Annotated in this window: 16 protein-coding genes and 1 pseudogene; 9 read left to right on the top strand and 8 right to left on the bottom strand. The window is 70.5% G+C overall.

Annotated features, from left to right (window positions below; all coding sequences use genetic code 11):
- The first annotated feature begins 19 nt into the window (after nt 1-19).
- Complete coding sequence (locus OCGS_RS07955) at nt 20-1183, top strand: M20 aminoacylase family protein (RefSeq protein ID WP_007426723.1); 1164 nt, start codon at nt 20-22, stop codon at nt 1181-1183.
- Here the strand turns inward: OCGS_RS07955 and OCGS_RS15460 are convergent, their stop codons facing one another.
- The 3 genes and pseudogenes from OCGS_RS15460 to moaA all read right to left on the bottom strand — a co-directional run bounded on the left by OCGS_RS15460 (nt 1184) and on the right by moaA (nt 4475).
- Nucleotides 1184-2236 carry a glycosyltransferase family 4 protein gene (locus OCGS_RS15460; protein ID WP_040610795.1) on the bottom strand — a complete coding sequence of 351 codons (1053 nt, stop codon included), beginning with the start codon at nt 2234-2236 and terminating at the stop codon, nt 1184-1186.
- Nucleotides 2237-2836: 600 nt separating this feature from the next.
- Nucleotides 2837-3460: pseudogene (locus OCGS_RS15455) on the bottom strand (3-deoxy-D-manno-octulosonic acid transferase); the annotation flags it as partial.
- 7 nt (nt 3461-3467) lie between these two features.
- Entirely contained in the window at nt 3468-4475 is a 1008-nt protein-coding gene (gene moaA, locus OCGS_RS07945) for a GTP 3',8-cyclase MoaA (RefSeq protein ID WP_007426721.1), read from the bottom strand.
- Nucleotides 4476-4577: 102 nt separating this feature from the next.
- Here moaA and OCGS_RS07940 point away from each other — a divergent pair, with 102 nt between their 5' ends.
- Complete coding sequence (locus OCGS_RS07940; protein WP_040610789.1) at nt 4578-5054, top strand: hypothetical protein; 477 nt, start codon at nt 4578-4580, stop codon at nt 5052-5054.
- Nucleotides 5044-6627: an AMP-binding protein gene (locus OCGS_RS07935; RefSeq protein WP_052026152.1), complete on the top strand. Its 1584-nt coding sequence runs from the start codon at nt 5044-5046 to the stop codon at nt 6625-6627. The genes OCGS_RS07940 and OCGS_RS07935 overlap by 11 nt, the downstream gene beginning before the upstream one ends.
- Here the strand turns inward: OCGS_RS07935 and glmS are convergent, their stop codons facing one another.
- Entirely contained in the window at nt 6628-8439 is a 1812-nt protein-coding gene (gene glmS / locus OCGS_RS07930; protein WP_007426718.1) for a glutamine--fructose-6-phosphate transaminase (isomerizing), read from the bottom strand. It abuts the gene before it with no gap.
- Nucleotides 8439-9788 (bottom strand): bifunctional UDP-N-acetylglucosamine diphosphorylase/glucosamine-1-phosphate N-acetyltransferase GlmU, encoded by a 1350-nt coding sequence (glmU, locus tag OCGS_RS07925; RefSeq protein ID WP_007426717.1) that lies wholly within the window; start codon nt 9786-9788, stop codon nt 8439-8441. The genes glmS and glmU overlap by 1 nt, the downstream gene beginning before the upstream one ends.
- A gap of 107 nt (nt 9789-9895) precedes the next feature.
- On the opposite strand from glmU, the gene OCGS_RS07920 reads away from it, so the two are divergent.
- The 4 genes from OCGS_RS07920 to OCGS_RS15060 all read left to right on the top strand — a co-directional run bounded on the left by OCGS_RS07920 (nt 9896) and on the right by OCGS_RS15060 (nt 12670).
- Nucleotides 9896-10570, top strand: a complete 675-nt coding sequence (locus OCGS_RS07920) for an HAD-IA family hydrolase (protein ID WP_007426716.1) — start codon at nt 9896-9898, stop codon at nt 10568-10570.
- A gap of 57 nt (nt 10571-10627) precedes the next feature.
- Entirely contained in the window at nt 10628-11374 is a 747-nt protein-coding gene (gene tpiA / locus OCGS_RS07915) for a triose-phosphate isomerase (protein ID WP_052026151.1), read from the top strand.
- Nucleotides 11375-11388: 14 nt separating this feature from the next.
- On the top strand, nt 11389-12171 hold the full coding sequence (locus OCGS_RS07910; protein ID WP_007426714.1) for a DUF2189 domain-containing protein: 783 nt from the start codon (nt 11389-11391) through the stop codon (nt 12169-12171).
- A 130-nt stretch (nt 12172-12301) separates the two neighbouring features.
- Nucleotides 12302-12670, top strand: a complete 369-nt coding sequence (locus tag OCGS_RS15060; RefSeq protein ID WP_156801007.1) for a hypothetical protein — start codon at nt 12302-12304, stop codon at nt 12668-12670.
- A 75-nt stretch (nt 12671-12745) separates the two neighbouring features.
- Here the strand turns inward: OCGS_RS15060 and OCGS_RS07905 are convergent, their stop codons facing one another.
- The 3 genes from OCGS_RS07905 to OCGS_RS07895 form a co-directional block, all read right to left on the bottom strand.
- Complete coding sequence (locus tag OCGS_RS07905; protein WP_007426713.1) at nt 12746-13261, bottom strand: bactofilin family protein; 516 nt, start codon at nt 13259-13261, stop codon at nt 12746-12748.
- Complete coding sequence (locus tag OCGS_RS07900; protein ID WP_007426712.1) at nt 13251-14561, bottom strand: M23 family metallopeptidase; 1311 nt, start codon at nt 14559-14561, stop codon at nt 13251-13253. Before OCGS_RS07900 ends, OCGS_RS07905 begins: the two co-directional genes overlap by 11 nt.
- A gap of 178 nt (nt 14562-14739) precedes the next feature.
- Complete coding sequence (locus OCGS_RS07895; protein ID WP_007426711.1) at nt 14740-15213, bottom strand: peroxiredoxin; 474 nt, start codon at nt 15211-15213, stop codon at nt 14740-14742.
- Nucleotides 15214-15292: 79 nt separating this feature from the next.
- Between OCGS_RS07895 and OCGS_RS07890 the strand changes: the two genes are divergently transcribed.
- The gene (locus tag OCGS_RS07890; RefSeq protein ID WP_007426710.1) at nt 15293-18601 is read left to right on the top strand and encodes a YhdP family protein; all 3309 of its coding nucleotides are present in this window, start codon (nt 15293-15295) and stop codon (nt 18599-18601) included.
- Nucleotides 18602-18610: 9 nt separating this feature from the next.
- The coding region (locus OCGS_RS07885) for an S-adenosylmethionine:tRNA ribosyltransferase-isomerase (protein WP_040610787.1) at nt 18611-18901 on the top strand (291 nt) is incomplete at its 3' end.

The raw sequence follows: 18901 nt of genomic DNA, 5'->3' as shown, positions 1-18901 counted from the left end.
AGTCCCGAAAGGCCGTGCCATGCCCGTGAAAAACCGCTTCGCCGAGTTGCTGCCGCAGATCACCGAATGGCGGCGCGACCTGCACGAGAATCCCGAACTGCAATACGACGTGCACCGCACCGCGGGCATCGTCGCCGACAAGCTGCGCGCCTTCGGTTGCGACGAGGTGGTCGAGGGGATTGGCCGCACCGGCGTCGTCGGCGTCATCAGGGGGCGGCATCCGGGCGGCAAGGTCGTCGGCCTTCGCGCCGACATGGACGCGCTTCCCATCGTCGAGCAGACGGGCGCGCCCCATGCCAGCAAGACCCTGGGCGCGATGCATGCCTGCGGGCATGACGGGCACACCGCCATGCTGCTGGGCGCCGCGCAGTATCTGGCCGAGACGCGTAATTTCGCCGGAACGGCCGTGGTCGTCTTCCAGCCCGCCGAGGAAGGCGGCGCGGGCGGCAAGGCGATGTGCGACGACGATCTGATGTCGCGCTGGAAGATCGACGAGATCTATGGGATGCACAACTGGCCCGGCCAGCCGGTGGGCAAGTTCGCCATTCGCCCCGGCCCCTTTTTCGCCGCGACCGACATCTTCACCATCACGATCGAGGGGCGCGGGGGCCATGCCGCCAAGCCGCAGGAAGTGCGCGATCCGACGGTCATGGCCAGCCATGTCGTGCTGGCGCTTCAGACCATCGCATCGCGCAACGCCGACCCGGTCGAACAGATCGTCGTCTCCGTCACCTCGTTCACGACGTCGAGCACGGCGTTCAACGTCATCCCGCAACGTGTGACGCTGAAGGGGACGGTGCGCACCTTGTCGCCCGCCATGCGCGACATGGCCGAACGGCGGCTGACGGCCATCGCCGAAGGGACCGCCGCGATGTTCGAGGGCGCCGCGAGCGTCGAGTACGAGCGCAATTATCCGGTCATGGTCAACAGCCCCGAGCAGACGGATTTCGCCGCCGACGCAGCGCGGGCCGTGTCGGGCGATTGCGCCGATGCGCCGCTGGTCATGGGCGGCGAGGATTTCGCCTTCATGCTGGAGGAACGGCCGGGCGCCTACATCCTGGTGGGCAACGGCGACACGGCGGCGGTGCATCACCCCGAATACGATTTCAACGACGAGGCGATTCCAGCGGGCTGTTCGTGGTGGGCCGAAATTGTCGAACGCCGGATGCCGGCGGCGGGCTGATCAGCCGCCAAGGCCTAGCAGGCGGCGATAGATGGCGATGAGGGCGTCGCCCTCGGCCGACAACGACATGCTTTCGGCCCGTGCCCGCGCGGCGCCGCCCATCGCAGCAAGGCGTGCGGGATCGTCCAGCAGACCAGCCATCGCGCGGGCCATGGCCGGGGTGTCGTCCGGCGGCACCAGCAGGCCGGTCGTGCCGTCGCACACCAGATCCTCGAATGCGCCGACGCGGGTGGCGACGGACGGCACGCCACAAGCCGCGGCCTCGAGCGGAGTCAGGCCGAACCCCTCCCACCGCTGCGGCGCGACATAGAGATCGAGCGCGGCGTACCACTCGGCCATCGCGTCCACGGGCACTTCGGGCAGGATCCGCAGGCGATCGGACAGTCCGGCCGTCCCGATCCGGGACCGCAGATCGTCGAGGAACGCGCGATCCTTGTCCACCGCGCGGCCCATGACGATGCCGGTGACATACGGCCGGTCGGGCAGCAGCGTCAGCAGCGCATCGACGAACGCGTCCGTGCCTTTTTGCGCGCGGATGCGGCCGAAGCAGCCGACGACAGTACCGTCAGGCGGCAGACCCAGCCGCGCGCGCAGCGCCGCGCGGTCCGGCGCGGGACGAAAGGCGTCGGTGTCGATGCCGTGCATGATGACGTCGCACGGCACCTCGAGATAGGCGGCGCTGCGGTGCGACGTGGCGACCACCGCATCCTGCCGCCGGATCAGCCATTTCGTCAGCCCGGTATGGCGGCGTTGCGAGGCGGACGTGAACAGCAGCTTCAGCGGCTTGCGCAAGCCGTGCCGCAGCGCCAGGCCGCCCAGCATCTCGACGTTGCGTCGCGCGTGCCAGACGGCGGGCTGCATCGGCAGGAACGGCAGTGACGACAGCGGGATTTGCGGCACGTGCGCGGGCAGGGCGGGGCCGGCGGCGCGGATGGGTATGCGCGCCGCCTGCACCGGCACCAGCCGCACGACGGTGGCGGTGACGCCCGAAAGCCGCCGCTTGAAGTTGGGCGCAACGACGCGAACCCGCGGGTCGTAGCCGGGGCAAACCAGCGCGCGCAGATCGTCCGCCAGCGTGGCGGTCAGGTCCGTGGCAGGCGGCAGGGCAGGCGGATTTTCCTGCGACAGCATCCGCGACAGGGCCTTTGGCAGCGCGGCGCCACCCGGTACGACCGTGGCCGCCCCGATGACGGCCAGATCGGCGTAGATATCGGAAAAATTGGCCACATGCGGGCCGCTGACGGCATAGGCGCCAAGGCGCACCGCCTCCAGCGGGTTGTGGCCGCCGTGATCGGCCAGCGAACCGCCGATGAAGGCGGCGCGCGTCAGGCGGAACCACAGCCCCATCTCGCCCAGCGTATCGGCGAGGTAGATCTGCGTTCGCGGTCCCGGCAGCGCGCCCTGCGACCGGCGCGCGACGTTCCATCCCGACAGCGCCGCCGCCACGTCGCCGCCGCGCTGGGGATGGCGGGGAACGAGGATCAGCAGCAGGCCGGGATGGCGGGCCAGAAGCGCGCGGTGGGCGGCGATGGCGGCCTCCTCCTCGCCCGGATGGGTCGAGGCGGCGACCCAGACGGGGCGGTCGCCGATGGCGTGGCGCAGATCGGCCAGCGCCCGCGGATCGGCGTCCAGCGGCGCGGCGGCGGTCTTGAGCGTGCCGGTCACGCGGGTTCGGGCGGGATCGGCCCCCAGCGCCAGCAGCCCGTCCGCCGTGCGCCGGTCCTGCGCGGCGATCAGCGACAGGCGCGACAGCAGGTGGCGCGCAAGGCCCGGCGCGCGGCGCCAGTTGCGCAGGCTGCGATCCGACAGGCGGGCATTGACCAGCGCCACGGGGATGCCGCCATCGGCCGCCTCGACGATCTGGCGGGGCCAGATCTCGCTTTCGGCCAGCACCGCCAGCGCGGGGTGCCAATGATCGAGGAACCGGCGCACGGCCGGGGCGGTATCCAGCGGCGCGAACTGGTGCAGGCAGCCGGGGGGCAGGCGGTCCGCGACGATGCGCGCCGAGGTGGCCGAGGTGGTGGTCAGCAGAACCGCCGCATCCCGTGCCAGCCGGGCGGCGAGGTCGAGGACCGACACCGCCTCGCCCACGCTGACGGCGTGGATCCAGATCAGCGGGCCGTCCGGGCGGGGCAGGGTGGCGCGACCGTCGCGTTCGGCGATGCGGGCGGGCGGTACCCCGTCGCGCGACAGGCGCGCGACGTCGCGGCGGCGGATCGCGGGCCCGGCCAGTGCCACCGCCCCGGCATAGAGGTGCCAGCCCAAAGGCGCGGCCATCGGCGGTTCAGCCGCCCGTATGGCTCATGTGGCGCGACATCTGGCCATCGGGCACCTGCCGCGAATAGTCGAAATCGTGGCCCTTGGGCTTGCGCGCGATGGCCGCGCGGATCGCGGCGTCGAGCGGGCCGTCCTGCGGCGAGGCCCGCATCGGCGCGCGCAGATCGGCCACGTCCTCCTGCCCCAGACACATGAACAGCTCACCGGTGCAGGTCAGGCGCACGCGATTGCAGCTTTCGCAGAAATTGTGGCTGAGCGGGGTGATGAAGCCCAAAGCCTGCCCCGTCTCGCGCAGCCGCACATAGCGGGCGGGGCCGCCGGTGCGCAGCGGGATGTCGTCCAGCGTATAGACCTGCGCCAGCGTGCGGCGCATGTCGGCCAGCGACCAGTATTGATCCAGACGATCCTCGTTGCCCAGATCGCCCATCGGCATGACCTCGATGAAGGTCAGGTCCATGTCGCGTTCGGCGCACCATTCGACCAGCGTGAAAAGCTCGTCCTCGTTGAAGCCCCTGAGCGCGACGGTGTTGATCTTGACACGCAGACCGGCCGCCTGCGCCGCGTCGATGCCGCGCAGAACCTGCGCCAGACGGCCCCAGCGGGTGATGCGGGCGAACTTGGTCTCGTCCAGCGTGTCGAGCGAGACGTTCACTCGCCGCACCCCGGCATCGTAAAGATCGCCCGCGAAACGCGACAGTTGCGATCCGTTGGTGGTCAGCGTCAGCTCGTTCAGGGCGCCGCTGTCCAGATGCCGCGACATGGCGCGGAAGAAGGTCAGGATGTCGCGCCTGACCAGCGGCTCGCCGCCGGTGATGCGCAGCTTGCGCACCCCCATCCGCACGAAGGCGGTGCAGAGGCGATCGAGCTCTTCCAGCGTCAGCAATTCCTTGCGCGGCAGGAACGTCATGTTCTCGGACATGCAATAGACGCAGCGGAAATCGCAGCGATCCGTCACCGACACCCGCAGATAGCTGATCGCGCGCTGGAAGGGATCGACAAGCGGGGGGTGCGGCATCGTGTTCATCGCCCAAGGGTAGGGGCGGCGGGGGCGGGTCGCAAGGGGCCGCGCGCCCCGACGGCCATTGCGGCAGCGATCCGCGTCGCCTATCATTGCGCCATGACAAGGTTTATCGCGATAACGGCGCTGCTGGCGCTGGCCGCCTGCGCCCAGACGACCGGACGGCCCGGCGGCGGCGCGGCCGCGACCGCCATCGACCGGCCCGCCCCGCCGCCCGAAATCGCCGCCGTCGTCACCGCGCCGCCGCCGCCCGCCGCGGCCCGCACCGCCGCCGCGCTGGACACCACGACGCCCGAACAGAAGGAAGCGGCCACCGCGGCCGCCACGGGCGGCAGGCTGCTTGGCGAAACCGTCGCCTCGCTGGGGGATCCGACCGAGCCGGGATTGTGGATCCGCACGCCGCTGGCCGATGCCGCCGGGTCGGGGCGGCTGGAATATCAGGGCCGCAGCGCCGTGGTGCAATTGATCCCGGCGGACGGCCCCGCCACGGGGGGCAGCCAGGTGTCGCTGGCGGCGATGCGGCTTCTGGGCGCGCCGCTGACCGATCTGCCGACACTGAACGTCTATGCCGACTAGCGGGGGCCCGACCCGGCACGTCCTGCACGACGGCCCCTTCCGCTGGTCCGTGCCCGAGCGGATGAACATCGCCGATCTGTGCTGCGACAGCTGGGCCGCGACGCATCCCGACCGCGTGGCGCTGGTTCATGTGGACGAGGACGGCGACGATCCCTGGACCTATGGCGAGCTGAAGGATGCCAGCGACGGGCTGGCCGGCGCGCTGGCCGCGCGCGGCGTGGGCCGGGGCGACCGCGTGGCGCTGATCCTGGCGCAGGGCCCCGAGGTTCTGCTGGGCCATCTTGCCACGATGAAGCTGGGCGCGATCGCGCTGCCGCTGTTCACGCTGTTCGGCACGGACGCGCTGGCCTTCCGGCTGCGCGACAGCGGGGCGGTGGCGGCGATCTGCGACGCGGAAAGTGCGGCAAAGCTGGCGGGGCTCGACCTGCCGGATCTGGCGCATGTGATCCTGGCGGGTGATCTGGCCGGCCTGATCGCCGAGGCCGCGCCGCTGGACGCCATGGCCGACACCGTCGCCGACGATCCGGCGCTGATGGTCTATACCTCGGGGACGACCGGATCGCCCAAGGGCGTGCTGCACGGCCACCGCGTCCTGATCGGCCATCTGCCCTGCATCGAGGGGAATCACGAGGGCATCGGCCGTCCCGGTTTCATCGACAGCGATGTGGGCTGGACCCCCGCCGACTGGGCCTGGATCGGCGGGCTGATGAACCTGGCGCTGCCCTGCCTATATTACGGCGTGCGGCTGGTCAGTCGAAGGATGCCCAAATTCGACCCCGACGAGGCGTGGCGCCTGATCGCGCGGCTGGGCATCAACCGCATGTTCCTGCCGCCCACGGCATTGCGGCGGATGCGGACGGTGCCGGTGCCAGATGGCGTCGCGGTGCGGTCCATCGGATCGGGCGGCGAAAGCCTGGGCGCGGACCTGCTGCGCTGGGGGCACGAGGCGCTGGGCGCGCCGGTGAACGAACTGTACGGCCAGACCGAATGCAACCTCGTCGTCGGATCGCGCGCGGATGCGCAGCGCCCCGGCTTCATCGGGCAGGCGGTGCCGGGGCACGTCGTGGCGGTGCTGTCCGCCGACGGCACCCCCGCGCCCACGGGCGAGGTGGGCGAGATCGCCGTGCGCCGTCCCGATCCGTCGATGTTTCTGCGCTACTGGAACCGGCCCGACCAGACGGCGGCGAAGTTTCAGGGCGACTGGATGCGCACCGGCGATCTGGGGCGGATGGACGGCGACGGCTATATCGCCTTCCATTCCCGCGACGACGACGTGATCACCAGCGCGGGCTATCGCGTCGGCCCGACCGAGATCGAGGAATGTCTTTGCAGCCATAGGGACGTGGTGCAGGCGGCGGTGGTCGGCATCCCCGATCCCGACCGGACCGAGGCGATCACCGCCTTCGTCGTGCTGCGCGAGGGCGCCGATGCGGCGGGGATCGAGGACGCGCTGATCGCCCTGGTGCGCGCGCGGCTCAGCCCGCATATGGCGCCGCGCGCCGTGCATGTGCTGGACGCGCTGCCGATGACGGCGACGGGCAAGGTCATCCGGCGCGAGTTGCGCGCCCGCTGATCATTCCACCGTCACCGATTTCGCCAGATTGCGGGGCTGGTCCACATCGGTGCCCTTGGCGATGGCGGTGTGATAGGCCAGCAGTTGCGCCGGCACCGCATAAAGGAGGGGCGCCCAGAGATGCGGGCCCTGGGGCATCCGCGCCTGCCGCCAGAGGCCGTCGCCGCCGGTTTGCAGGCTGTCTGCGTCGCCGATCATCACGATGCGGCCCGACCGCGCCATGACTTCGTGCATGTTCGACACGGTCTTGGGCAGCAGCGCGTCCGAAGGCGCGAAGACGACGACCGGCACGTGTTCGTCCACCAGCGCGATCGGTCCGTGCTTCAGCTCGCCCGCCGCATAGGCTTCGGCGTGGATATAGCTGATTTCCTTGAGTTTCAGCGCCCCTTCCAGCGCCAGCGGATACATCGCGCCGCGCCCCAGGAACAGGATGTCGCGCGCTTCGGCCAGGTTGCGGGCGATGGCCTGAAGCTCGGGCTCGGCCAGCAGGGCCTGCGCCACCAGCGCGGGCATCCGCGCCAGATCGGCGGCGTGGGCGGCCAGCGCGGCCGCGTCCAGCGCGCCCTTGTCCGACGCGGCCTTCAACGCGACCGCGGCCAGAACCGCCAGTTGCGCGGTGAACGCCTTGGTCGAGGCGACGCCGATCTCGGCGCCCGCATGGATGGGCAGCGTCACGTCCGCCTCGCGCGCGATGGACGAGGTGGGCACGTTGACCACCGACAGGATCCGCGCCTGCCCCTTGCAATAGCGCAGGGCGGCCAGGGTATCGGCCGTCTCGCCCGACTGGCTGACGAGGATCGCCAGCGTCCGCTCGCCCAGCGGCGGTTCGCGATAGCGGAACTCGGACGCGACATCGACCTCGACCGGGATGCGGGCCAGCCCCTCGATCCAGTATTTCGCCGTCAGACACGCCAGATAGGCGCTGCCGCAGGCGACCATGACGATGCGGTCCACATCCGCGAAATCCACGCCGTCGGGCAAGGCGGGGCCTTGCGGCGTCAGGTAATGGGCCAGCGTGTCCGACAGGATGGCGGGCTGCTCGGCGATCTCCTTGGCCATCCAGTGACGGTGGCCCCCCTTGTCGATCTGCGCGGCGGCGGTGTCGATCCGCGTGCGCGGGCGGTCCACGACCGCGCCCTGCGCATCGTGGACGGTGGCGCCGTGGCGCGTCATCACCGCCCAGTCGCCGTCTTCCAGATAGGTGATGACGGATGTCATCGGCGCCAGCGCGATGGCGTCCGATCCCAGATACATCTCGCCCTCGCCCCAACCGATGGCCAGCGGCGATCCGCGCCGCGCGCAGATCATCAGATCGTCCTGCCCGTCGAAAAGGAACGCCAGCGCGAAGGCGCCGTGCAGGCGGCCCAGCGTGGCGCGCACGGCATCGACAGGGCCTGCGCCGTCGGCCATCGCCGCCTGCACCAGCAGCGCCACGGTTTCGGTATCCGTCTCGCTTTCCCAGGCAAGGCCGCGTTCGGCCAGTTCGGTGCGCAGGGCGGCGTAGTTCTCGATGATGCCGTTATGCACCACGGCGACGGGTCCGGCGCGGTGGGGATGGGCGTTCGCCTCGGACGGGCCGCCATGCGTGGCCCAGCGGGTATGGCCGATGCCCGACCGCCCCGGCAGCGGATCGTGCACCAGACGGTCGCTGAGGTTCACCAGCTTGCCCACGGCGCGGCGGCGATCCAGCGCGCCGCCGTTCACCGTGGCGATGCCCGCGCTGTCATAGCCGCGATATTCCAGCCGCTTGAGCGCTTCGAGGATGATGGGGGACACCTCGTGCGTTCCCAATATGCCGACGATGCCGCACATTATCTGGCCTTTCGTGCCTTGGCGTCCCGCAGGCTGTCCATCAGCCGCCGGGCGAATCCGTCCTTGTTGACCTGCCGCGCGCGTCCCAGCGCCAGCGCGCCCGGCGCCACGTCCTCGGTGATGACCGATCCGCTGGCGGTCATCGCGCCGCAGCCCACGTTGACCGGCGCGACCAGCATCGTGTCCGACCCGATGAAGGCGTCGGCGCCGATTTCCGTGCGGTGCTTGAACACGCCGTCGTAATTGCAGGTGACGGTGCCCGCGCCGATATTCGCCCGCGCCCCGACGGCCGCGTCGCCGATATAGGACAGGTGGTTCACCTTGGCGCCTTCGCCGATCTCGGCGGCCTTCACCTCGACGAAGTTGCCGATGCGGGCGTCGTTGCCGATCTCGGCCCCCGGCCGCAGGCGCGCATAGGGGCCGACGACCGCGCCCTGGCCGACATGGCAGCCTTCCAGATGGCTGAACGCGCGGACATGCGCGCCCGTCTCGACCGTGACGCCGGGGCCGAAGACGACGAATTGCTCGACCGTGCAGTCGCGGCCCAGATGCGTGTCCTGCGCGAAAAACACGGTTTCGGGCGCCAGCAGCGTCGCGCCCTCGGCAATCGCGGCGGCCCGCGCGCGGGCCTGGAACGCGGCCTCGGCGGCGGCCAGTTCCGCGCGGGTGTTGATGCCCAGCGTCTCGGCCTCGGGGCAGGTGACGAGGGCGGCATCCAGCCCCCGCGACCGCGCGATCCCGACGATGTCGGTCAGATAGTATTCGCCCGCCGCGTTGTCGTTCGTGACCGCCGCCAGCAGACCCGGAAGCTGCGACGCATCCGCGCAGATCACGCCCGAATTGCACAGCGTCACCGCGCGCTCGGCCTCGGTCGCGTCCTTCCATTCGACGATCCGCTCCAGCCGGTCGCCATCCGCGATCAGCCGCCCGTAGCGGCCGGGATCGGCGGCCTCGAACCCCAGAACGACCAAGGCCGCGCCCGCCGCCCGCCGGTCGCGCATCGCCTGCAACGTGTGCGGACGGATGAAGGGCGTGTCGCCGTAAAGGACGAAAACGTCGCCCTCGGCCCCTTCCAGCGCGCCCAGGGCCTGCCGGACGGCATGGCCGGTGCCCAGACGCTCGGCCTGCTCGACCACGATCAGGCCGTCGTCGTGCCGGGCCGCGGCGCGGCGCACGGCCCCGGCGCCGTGCCCTACGACCAGGATCCGCCGGTCGGGGTCCAGCGCCGCCCCCGCCGCCAGCGCATGCACGAACAGCGGCACCCCGCCCAGGGGATGCAGGACTTTCGGCAGGTCCGAGTTCATGCGGCTGCCCTGACCGGCGGCCAGGACGACAAGATGGGTGGCCATGCTGCTCTTTCTTTTCTGTCGCCGCCGTTCTACCCGGTGGCGCGCATGGCGCAAGCGGGGACGGCTTCACTTCGGGTTGCCGCGGATTACAGGGGGGGCGGCACCCGATGGGGCGCAGGACGGCGATCTTCGATCTGGACGGCACGCTGGTCGATACCGGCCCCGATCTGGCCGCCGCCGCCAATGCCTGCTTTCGCGACATGGGGCATGGCGACCTGCTGGACCTGACCCGGACCGAGGATCGCGCCGCCTGCCTGCGCGGCGGGCGGTCGATGCTGCGGCTGGGTCTGGGGCGGCTCGGCCCGGTGGACGACGCGGTTCTCGATGCGTGGTATCGCCCGCTGCTCGATCACTACGAGCGGCGGCTTTGCGTCGGATCGGCGCTTTATCCCGGCGTGCCGGACGCGATGGCGGTGCTGCGCGACGACGGCTGGGCGCTGGGCATCTGCACCAACAAGCCCGCCGCGCTGGCCGAACGGCTGATGGTGGCGCTGGGCGCGCGCGACTGGTTCGGCGCGCTGGTCGGCGCCGACACGCTGGCGGTGCGCAAGCCCGATCCGGCGCCCTTGTGGGCGGCGGTGGACGGGGCGGGGGGCGACCGCGCGCGCTGCGTTCTGATCGGCGATACCGAGACCGACCACCACACCGCCCGCGCCGCCGGCGTGCCGTCGGTTCTGGTCACGTTCGGCCCCGATCCGCGCCATGTGGCCGCCCTCGACGCCGACGGATGGCTGCCGCATTTCGGCGATCTGCCCGCGGTTCTGGGCCGGCTGGTGGCCTGACCGCTTGCGGCGGCGCGATCCGCCGCTAGTCTGGCCGTGAACGGATTGGAGCGGACCATGAGCCACAGGCGCAAACTCGCGGCGGGAAACTGGAAGATGAACGGGCGTGCGGGGGATCTGGACCAGATTCGCGCGCTGGCCGAACGCCACCCGTCCCCCGGCTGCGAGGTTCTGATCTGTCCGCCCGCCACGCTGGTCGCGCGCGCGGCGGCGCTGGACGGATCCGTGGCCATCGGCGGGCAGGATTGCCACTGGAACGACGAGGGCGCGCATACCGGCGACATTTCCGCGCCGATGCTGGCCGATGCGGGCGCGACCCATGTGATCGTCGGGCATTCCGAACGCCGCGGCGACTGGGGCGAAAGCGACGACATCGTGCGCCGCAAGGCCGAGGCCGCCTGGCGCGCGGGCCTCGTCGCCATCGTTTGCGTGGGCGAAACCCTGTCCGAGCGCGAGGCGGCCAACACGCTCGACATCATCAATGGCCAGTTGGCGGCGTCGATCCCCGACCAGGCGACGGGCCGCAACCTGATCGTCGCCTACGAACCCGTCTGGGCCATCGGCACCGGCAAGGTGCCCACCGCCGACCAGATCGGCGAGGTGCACGACCTGATCCGCACCCGGCTGGAACGGCGCTTCGGCGAAGGGGTGGGGCGGTCGGTGCGGCTGCTTTACGGCGGCTCGGTCAAGCCCGCCAACGCGGCCGAGATTTTCGCCGTGTCGAACGTGGATGGCGCGCTGGTCGGCGGCGCATCGCTGAAGGCCGACGAATTTTCCGGCATCATTGACGCGCTGGAGGGCTGAGGCGAGGGGGGCCGATGGACGAGCGCATTTCCGGCGCGGAACGCAGGCGGCGCGCGCAGGCGGCGCTGCCGGTGCTGTCGGCCACCGATCTTCTGCGCGCGCTGGCGCTGGGATGGCGCGATTTCGCCCGCGCGCCCGCCTTCGGGCTGTTCTTCGGCGGCGTCTATGCGGCGGGCGGCTGGCTGCTGGCATGGCTGGGCGCCGGCACGATCGAGGGCACGCTGCTGCTGTCGCTGGGCTTTCCGCTGATCGCCCCCTTCGCCGCCGTCGGACTATACGAGGTCAGCCGCGTGCTGGAACGCGGCGACCGCCCGCGCTGGGGCCCGGTCCTGGGCGTGATCGCGGCCGAGAAGGACCGCCAGATCCCGTGGCTGGGCGCGCTGATCGTGTTCTATTTCCTGTTCTACAGCTTTCTCGCGCACATGATCTTCGCGATGTTCATGGGGCTGGGGCCGATGACCAACGTGCTGACCAGCTACGACATCTTCCTCACGCCCCGCGGCCTGACGATGATCGCGGTCGAGATGGCGGTCGGCGGTGTGCTGGCCTTCCTGCTGTTCTCGCTGACGGTGGTGTCGCTGCCGATGGTGCTGGACCGCGAGGTGGATTTCGTCACCGCCATGCTGACCTCGATGCGCGTCGTGCGCACGTCGCCCGGCACCCTGCTGCTCTGGGCCGCGATCATCGCCGTCGCCCTGCTGGCCGCGATGCTGCCGCTGTTCCTGGGCCTGCTGGTCGTCCTGCCGATCCTGGGCCACGCGACATGGCATCTTTACCGGCGCGCGGTGCCGGTTTGAGGGGGGGCAGATAGAGGAACAAAGGACAATATTATCACACCCTTTGAAGGAGCTATTACATTGTATTAAAAATGTTGGAGAGCCTTTTCATCCATTCTAGCCTTTATTCACACATACAGATGGAGTAGAAATGCGGAAACCGCTCAGTGCCCTTATACTGGTAGGCGCACTGTTGTCGGGAACAGGGGTCTACGCTCAGAATGCTGGTCAAATGGTCGCGGAAGCAAAATGTTTCGCTGAGTTTCAAGATCAGCTCGAAGCGGTAACCGATATTGTGGTAGTTACTTCTCTGGGTGGCCCTGAAGAAGTTGGAGCAATCTGCGCCGCCGCAGTTGGCGAACTTAGCTTGCCATTAAATAAGCGCTCGATCACTTCATTATCCAATAAATGCAAGGATACTTTGGCAAACCAATGCTTAATCCAGTTCTGCGCCTCTGGCGGAAACACTACAGATTTGAGTAAGTCGGCCGTAGAACGATACTGCATCAAAAATAACTAAAGACAGAATTTTATAGTTTCCCAAAACCAGAACAGGCGCCCCGAGGGACGCCTGACGATCACCGTTGCGTCAGGGTCAGCCCTTGGCGTCGGCGGGTTCCGGGGCGCCTGCGGGGGCGGGGGCGCGGCCGGCATTGCCCGAGGTGTTCAGCGGATCGTCGCGCCGCGCGACCGAGCCTTCGAAATGCGCGCCGCTTTCAATGGCGATGGTCTTGTGGATGATGTCGCCCTCGACCCGCGCGGTCGAGGTCAGCCGCACCTTCAGCCCGCGCACCCGGCCCACGACGCGGCCGTTGACCACCACGTCGTCGGCCATCACCTCGCCCTTGACGGTGGCGCCTTCGCCGACCGTCAGCAGATGCGCGCGGATGTCGCCCTCGACCGTGCCTTCGATCTGGATGTCGCCGGTCGTCTTGAGGTTGCCCTTCACGACCAGGTCCGACGACAGGATCGAGGCGGGCGGCTTGGCTTTCGGCGAAGTGGCGGGCAGGTCGGACGTCTTGGGGTTGTTCATCGCGTTCTCGTTCGGTTTCGGTGCGGCCTCGCCGCCCTGCTTGGGGCCGGGCTCGTTGATCTTGCTCTTAGAAAACATCTTTCGCTGCCTTGATGAAGGTCATCGGGTTCACGGCCTTGCCGTTCACGCGCACTTCGTAGTGCAGATGCGTGCCGGTCGAGCGTCCGGTATTTCCCATATCACCGATACGGTCCCCGCGCGATACCTTTTGTCCGACCTTCACCCGGATGTTGGACTGATGCGCATAGCGCGTCTCGATCCCGAAGGCGTGCCTGATCTTCACCAGCTTGCCGTAACCCGACTGCGTTCCCGCGAAGGTCACGACGCCGTCGGCGGTGGCATAGATCGCCGTGCCATGCGCGCCGGCCATGTCCGTGCCCTCGTGCGCGCGGCCCCAGCGCGGCCCATAACTAGACGTATAGCGGAAGCTGTCCTTCAGCGGCATCGAGAACGGCGCCTTTTCCGCCGCCAGCCGATAGAGGTTCATCCGGTCCAGCTTTTCCAGGATGCCGTTGGCACGCTCGCCCAGCGGATCGGCCTGCCCCTTGGTCGAGACGCGCACCAGCGGCCCGCCCTGGCCCGAATAGGACCGGCGCACCGTGTCGATCAGGCTGTCGGTGCTCAGCCCCGCCGACCGGAACATCTTGTCCAGCGGCGCGACAGAAATCGTCAGCGCTTCCTCGAGCTGCGCGAAGATCTGCTCCGATCGCGCCGCCGTCAGCTTGGCGTCCAGCATCAGATCCTCGGCGAACGCTTCGGCATCGGCGGCCTCGGCGGCCATCGCGTCGCGCTGGGTCGCGGTATTGCCCAGGGCCGCGGTCAGGTAATCCAGCGTCCGCTCGACCTCGGCCATGCGTTCGGCGGCGCTGGGGCCGTCGGCGCTGTCGCCCTCGACCACGGCGCGCAGGTCGGCGGCGGTGCCGCGCGCGTCGTCGCGTTCGGCGATGGTGCGGCGCAGCGCGACCTGCGTGGCCTGCATCCCGCGATCCAGCTCGTCGCGGCGCAGCTCGCTGGCCAGAAGCTCGGACTGCATGTCGCTGACCCGCGCCAGCGCGGCGTTGAACCGTTCGTGCGCCGCGCGCGCCTCGGCGGTGGCGGCGTCGCGTTCGGCGGCCAGATCGTTCAGCCGCTGCTGATAGATCGTCTGTTCGCGCATCGTCTGCTGGCGGACCGTGTCGGACCCGATCCCGTCCATCAGCAGGATCGCCGAGGCGACGATCGTCCAGCCGACGACCAGCGCGCTGCCGCTGAGTGCCAGGATCTGCGTCGAGGGGGAAAGCCGCACGAACCGCGTCTCGGTGTCCGATCGCAGGAACAGCCGCTGTTCGGGAAAGGCGCGCGAAAGCGCCACGTGGATCGCGTGTTTCGTCAGTCGCAAAGGTCTGTCCGCCCCTAGCTGTCCCTGTCCAGCATCAGGTCCCCCGACCCGCTACTGCGACGTGCCTAACGGCGGGGCCGGACCGTCGCAACCGTTTTGGCCGCGACGGCCCGCAGGGTCGGTTTTTCGGCATTTTCCCGCCGACGTGACCGGGCGGCCACAGGGCGGTCACAGCCCGTCACAGCGCGCGGACCGCCTCCAGCACCTCGGCGACATGTCCGGGCACCTTGACCTTGCGCCATTCGCGCGCGATCCGCCCCTCGGCATCGACCAGGAACGTCGCGCGCTCGATTCCCCAGGATTTCCGGCCATACATGGTCTTCTCGACCCAGACGCCATAGCGTTCGGACACGTCGCTGCCTTCGTCCGACAACAGCGCGATGCCCAGCCCGTGCTTGTCGCGAAAGCGGTCATGCGCGGCGACGCTGTCCTTCGAGATGCCCAGAACCGTGGCGCCCGCCGCCTCGAACGCCTCGGCGGCCTGGGTGAAATCGCCGGCTTCGGTCGTGCAGCCCGGCGTGTCGTCGCGCGGATAGAAATAGACCACGACCGGCCGGCCGCGCAGATCCGACAGCGCGATTTCGCCGCCGCCGTCGCGGGGCAGGGTGAAGTCGGGGGCGGTCTTGCGGGGCGGGGCGTCGGCGGGGGACATGGCGTTTCCTGTCGGGGATGTGAAAAGGTCGGCAGGCCCTCCATGTTCCATCGGCAGGGCAGGCGCAATAAGGCGGGGCATGGGACAGGAACCGCATCGGCTGGCCGCGACCGGGCCCCGCCCCGCGCGGCGGCGGAAGGAACCGCGCAGGGGGCGGCGGCATCTGCGCGCCCTGGCCGCGCTGGTGCTGCTGGCGGCGATCCTGGCCGCCACGCTGGCGACGCTGGCGCTGACCGAACGGCGGCTGGTCCTGCCCGCCGCCGCGACCGCGCGGATCGAGGCGCGGCTGAACCGCAACCTCGACGGCTTTTCGGTCGCGCTCGGCGATGTCGCGGTGGCGCTGACGCGGCAGGGGGTGCCGCGCCTGTGGCTGGAAGACGTGACCGTGACCGAACAGGGCGGCGTCAGGCTGGCCGAGCTGGGGCGCGTCGGCTTCGCCTTCGATCCGCGGGCGCTGCTGGACGGCCGCGCGGCCCCGCGCATCCTTCGCGTTACCGGCGCGCAGATGACGCTGCGCCGCGACAGCGAGGGCGCGTTCGATCTGGGAGCGGGCGGCGCGCCGGGCGATTTCGCCGGGCCGGGCGTGCTGCTCGACGGGCTGGACGCGCTGCTGGCGCGCGCGCCCTTCGACCGGCTGCACCGGATCGAGCTGACCGACGCCATCGTCACGCTGGAAGACGCCCGCTCGGCCCGGATCTGGCAGGTGACGCGCGGATCCATCGGGCTGCAACGTCTGGCGGACGGCGCCGAACTGTCGCTGCTGGCCGAAGTGTTCAACGGCACCGACGATCTGGCGCAGGTGCGGATCTCGCTGCGCACATGGTTCGCGGACGGGCGCGCCAGCCTCTCGGCCTCGGTGGCGCGCGCGCCCGCTGCCGACATCGCCATGCAATCGCCGGTCCTGTCCTTCCTGCGGGTGCTGGACGCGCCGATCTCGGCCTCGCTGCGCACCGATCTGGATGCCGGCGGCCAGCTTGCCTCGGTCGCGGGCACGCTGGAAATCGGCGCGGGCGCGCTGCGGCCGCGCCAGGACGCGCCGCCCGTCCCGTTCGAGGGCGCGAAAGCGTATTTTTCATACGATCCGAAAATCGGGCGGCTGGACTTCCCGCAGGTTTCCGTCCGCTCGACCCTGGCGCGCGTCGCGCTGGACGGCCATGCCGATCTGGCCGATGTCGGGCCGGGCGGCTGGCCCCGCGCGCTGGCGGCGAAGTTTCGCATCGCCGATCTGGCCGTCGATGCGGGCGACCTTCTGGCCGGGCCGGTGGCCTTCGGCGGCGGGGACATCGACCTGCGCGTGCGCCTGTCCCCGTTCGAGGTCGATCTGACCCGGCTTGTCCTGATCGACGATGCGGGCATCGATGCCGCCAATCCGCTGACCGCCACGGGCCGCGTCGCCGCCTTGCCCGGCGGTTGGGACGTGGCCGTCGATCTGGCCGCCGACAGGCTGGACGCGCGCCGGCTGCTCGACCTCTGGCCGGTGCCCGTTGGGCGCGGCACGCGGCGCTGGGTCGATGCCAACATCGCCCAAGGCACCCTGCACGACGTCACCGCCGCCCTGCGCAAACCGCCCGAGGCGCCCAAACCGTCCTTTTCCACCGATTTCGCCTTCGACGGCGCGCGGATCACCCCGCTGGGCGACCTGCCGCCCATCACCGGCGCCGGCGGCACCGGATCGCTGACCGCCGACCGCTTCACCCTGACGATGGAGGAGGGGATCGTCGCGCCGCCGGGCCGGGGCGCGGTCTCGCTCGCCGGATCGACGATGCTGGTGGCCGATACGCGGCAAAAGCCCGCTTTGGGCCAGTTCGTCATCCGCAGCAAAGGCCCGCTGCGATCGCACCTCGCCGTCATCGACGCGGCCCCGCTGTCGCTGCTGCACCGCGCGGGCCGCGACCCCGATCTGGCGACGGGACGGGTGGCGGCGACGACGAATCTGTCCTTCCCCTTCCGCCGCGGCCTGGGCGTCGCGGACCTGACGCTGGATGTCGCGGGCGAGGCGACGGATCTCGCCTCCACCGCGATCGTTCCGGGCCGCACCCTGACCGCCGACGCCCTGCAAATCGCGGCGACCACCCAGGCGCTGACAGTCGGGGGGCGCGCGCAGCTCGACGGTGTGGCCTTCGACGGGCGCTGGCGGCAGGCGCTGGCCGGGCCGGACAGGGGCGCGGGCCGCGTGACGGGGCAGGTCGCGCTGTCGCCGCAGACCCTTCGGCGTTTCGGCGTGACCCTGCCCGACGGGCTGGCCGCCGGTTCGGGCACCGGCACCCTGACGCTCGATCTGACACCCGGCGCACCGCCCGCCTTCCGCCTGACATCGGACCTTGCGGGCATCGCCCTGTCGCTCGACGCCGTGACCTGGTCCAAGCCCGCCGCCACGCCCGGCGACTTCGCCATCGCGGGCGCTTTGGGCGACGCCCGCCGCATCGACGCGCTGTCGCTGTCGGCGCCGGGGCTGGACGCCGCGGGCGACCTGACGCTGGCGCCGGGCGGGGGCCTCGAGGCGCTGCGCCTGTCGCGGGTGCGGCTGGGCGGCTGGTTCGACGGCGCGGTGCGGATCGCGTCGCGCGGGGCCGGGCGGCCGCCCGCCATCGCCGTGACCGGCGGCAGCGTCGATCTGCGGCGCGCCGATCTGGGCGGCGGGGGCGGGGGCGAACGCGGCCCGGTGCGCCTGACGCTGGACCGGCTGACCGTCACCGACGGCATCGCGCTGACCGATGCGCGCGTCGATCTCGATGTCGGGCGGATGCTGGCGGGCCGGTTCGACGGCCGCGTCAACGGCGGCGCGGCCATCGCGGGGCGCATCGCCGGCACCGCCGCGGGCGCCGCGATCCGCGTGCAGTCGGACGATGCGGGCGCGGTGCTGCGCGATGCGGGCCTGTTCGAGAAGGTCGCGGGCGGGCGGCTCGATCTGGCGCTGCAACCGGCGGGCGCGCCGGGCACCTATGACGGCCAGGTCATCGTCACCGGCCCGCGCCTGCGCGACGCCCCCGCCGCGATCGAACTGCTCAGCGCGATCAGCGTCGTGGGTCTGGTCGAACAGGCGCAGCAGGGCGGCATCCCCTTCGACCGGGTCGAGGCGGGCTTTCGCCTGGCGCCCGACCGCGTGACGCTCTACCGCTCCAGCGCGGTGGGCGCGTCGCTGGGCGTGTCGATGGACGGCACGTTCTTTCCCGCCTCGAAGCGGCTGGACATGCAGGGGGTCGTCTCGCCCTTCTATCTGGTCAATTCGGTCGGCTCGTTTCTGACCCGGCGGGGCGAGGGGCTCATCGGCATGAACTTCACCTTGGGCGGAACCGCCGCCGACCCGCAGGTCGGCGTCAACCCGCTGTCGCTGCTGACGCCGGGCATGTTCCGCGACATCTTCCGCCGCCCGCCCCCGCAACGCTAGGATCCCCGCATGAGGCTGAGCGATTTCGATTTTTCCCTGCCCGAGCGGCTGATCGCCACCCGGCCCGCGCGGCCGCGATCCTCGGCCCGGATGCTGGTGGCCGAAGGCGACGCCATCGCGGATGCCCATGCCATCGACCTGCCGCGCTGGCTGCGACCCGGCGATCGGCTGGTGCTGAACGATACCCGCGTGATCCCCGCGCGCCTGTCGGGCCTGCGCCACCGCGACACCGCCGAAGGCCCCAAGGCCGCGCGGATCGAGGCGACGCTGCTGGAACCGCAGCCCGACGGCGCCTGGCGC

It is taken from the genome of Oceaniovalibus guishaninsula JLT2003, from assembly GCF_000299575.1.
Classification (GTDB): domain Bacteria; phylum Pseudomonadota; class Alphaproteobacteria; order Rhodobacterales; family Rhodobacteraceae; genus Palleronia; species Palleronia guishaninsula.
Note: the sequence above shows the minus strand (reverse complement) of the source record. Positions and strands in the feature narration are given on the sequence as shown.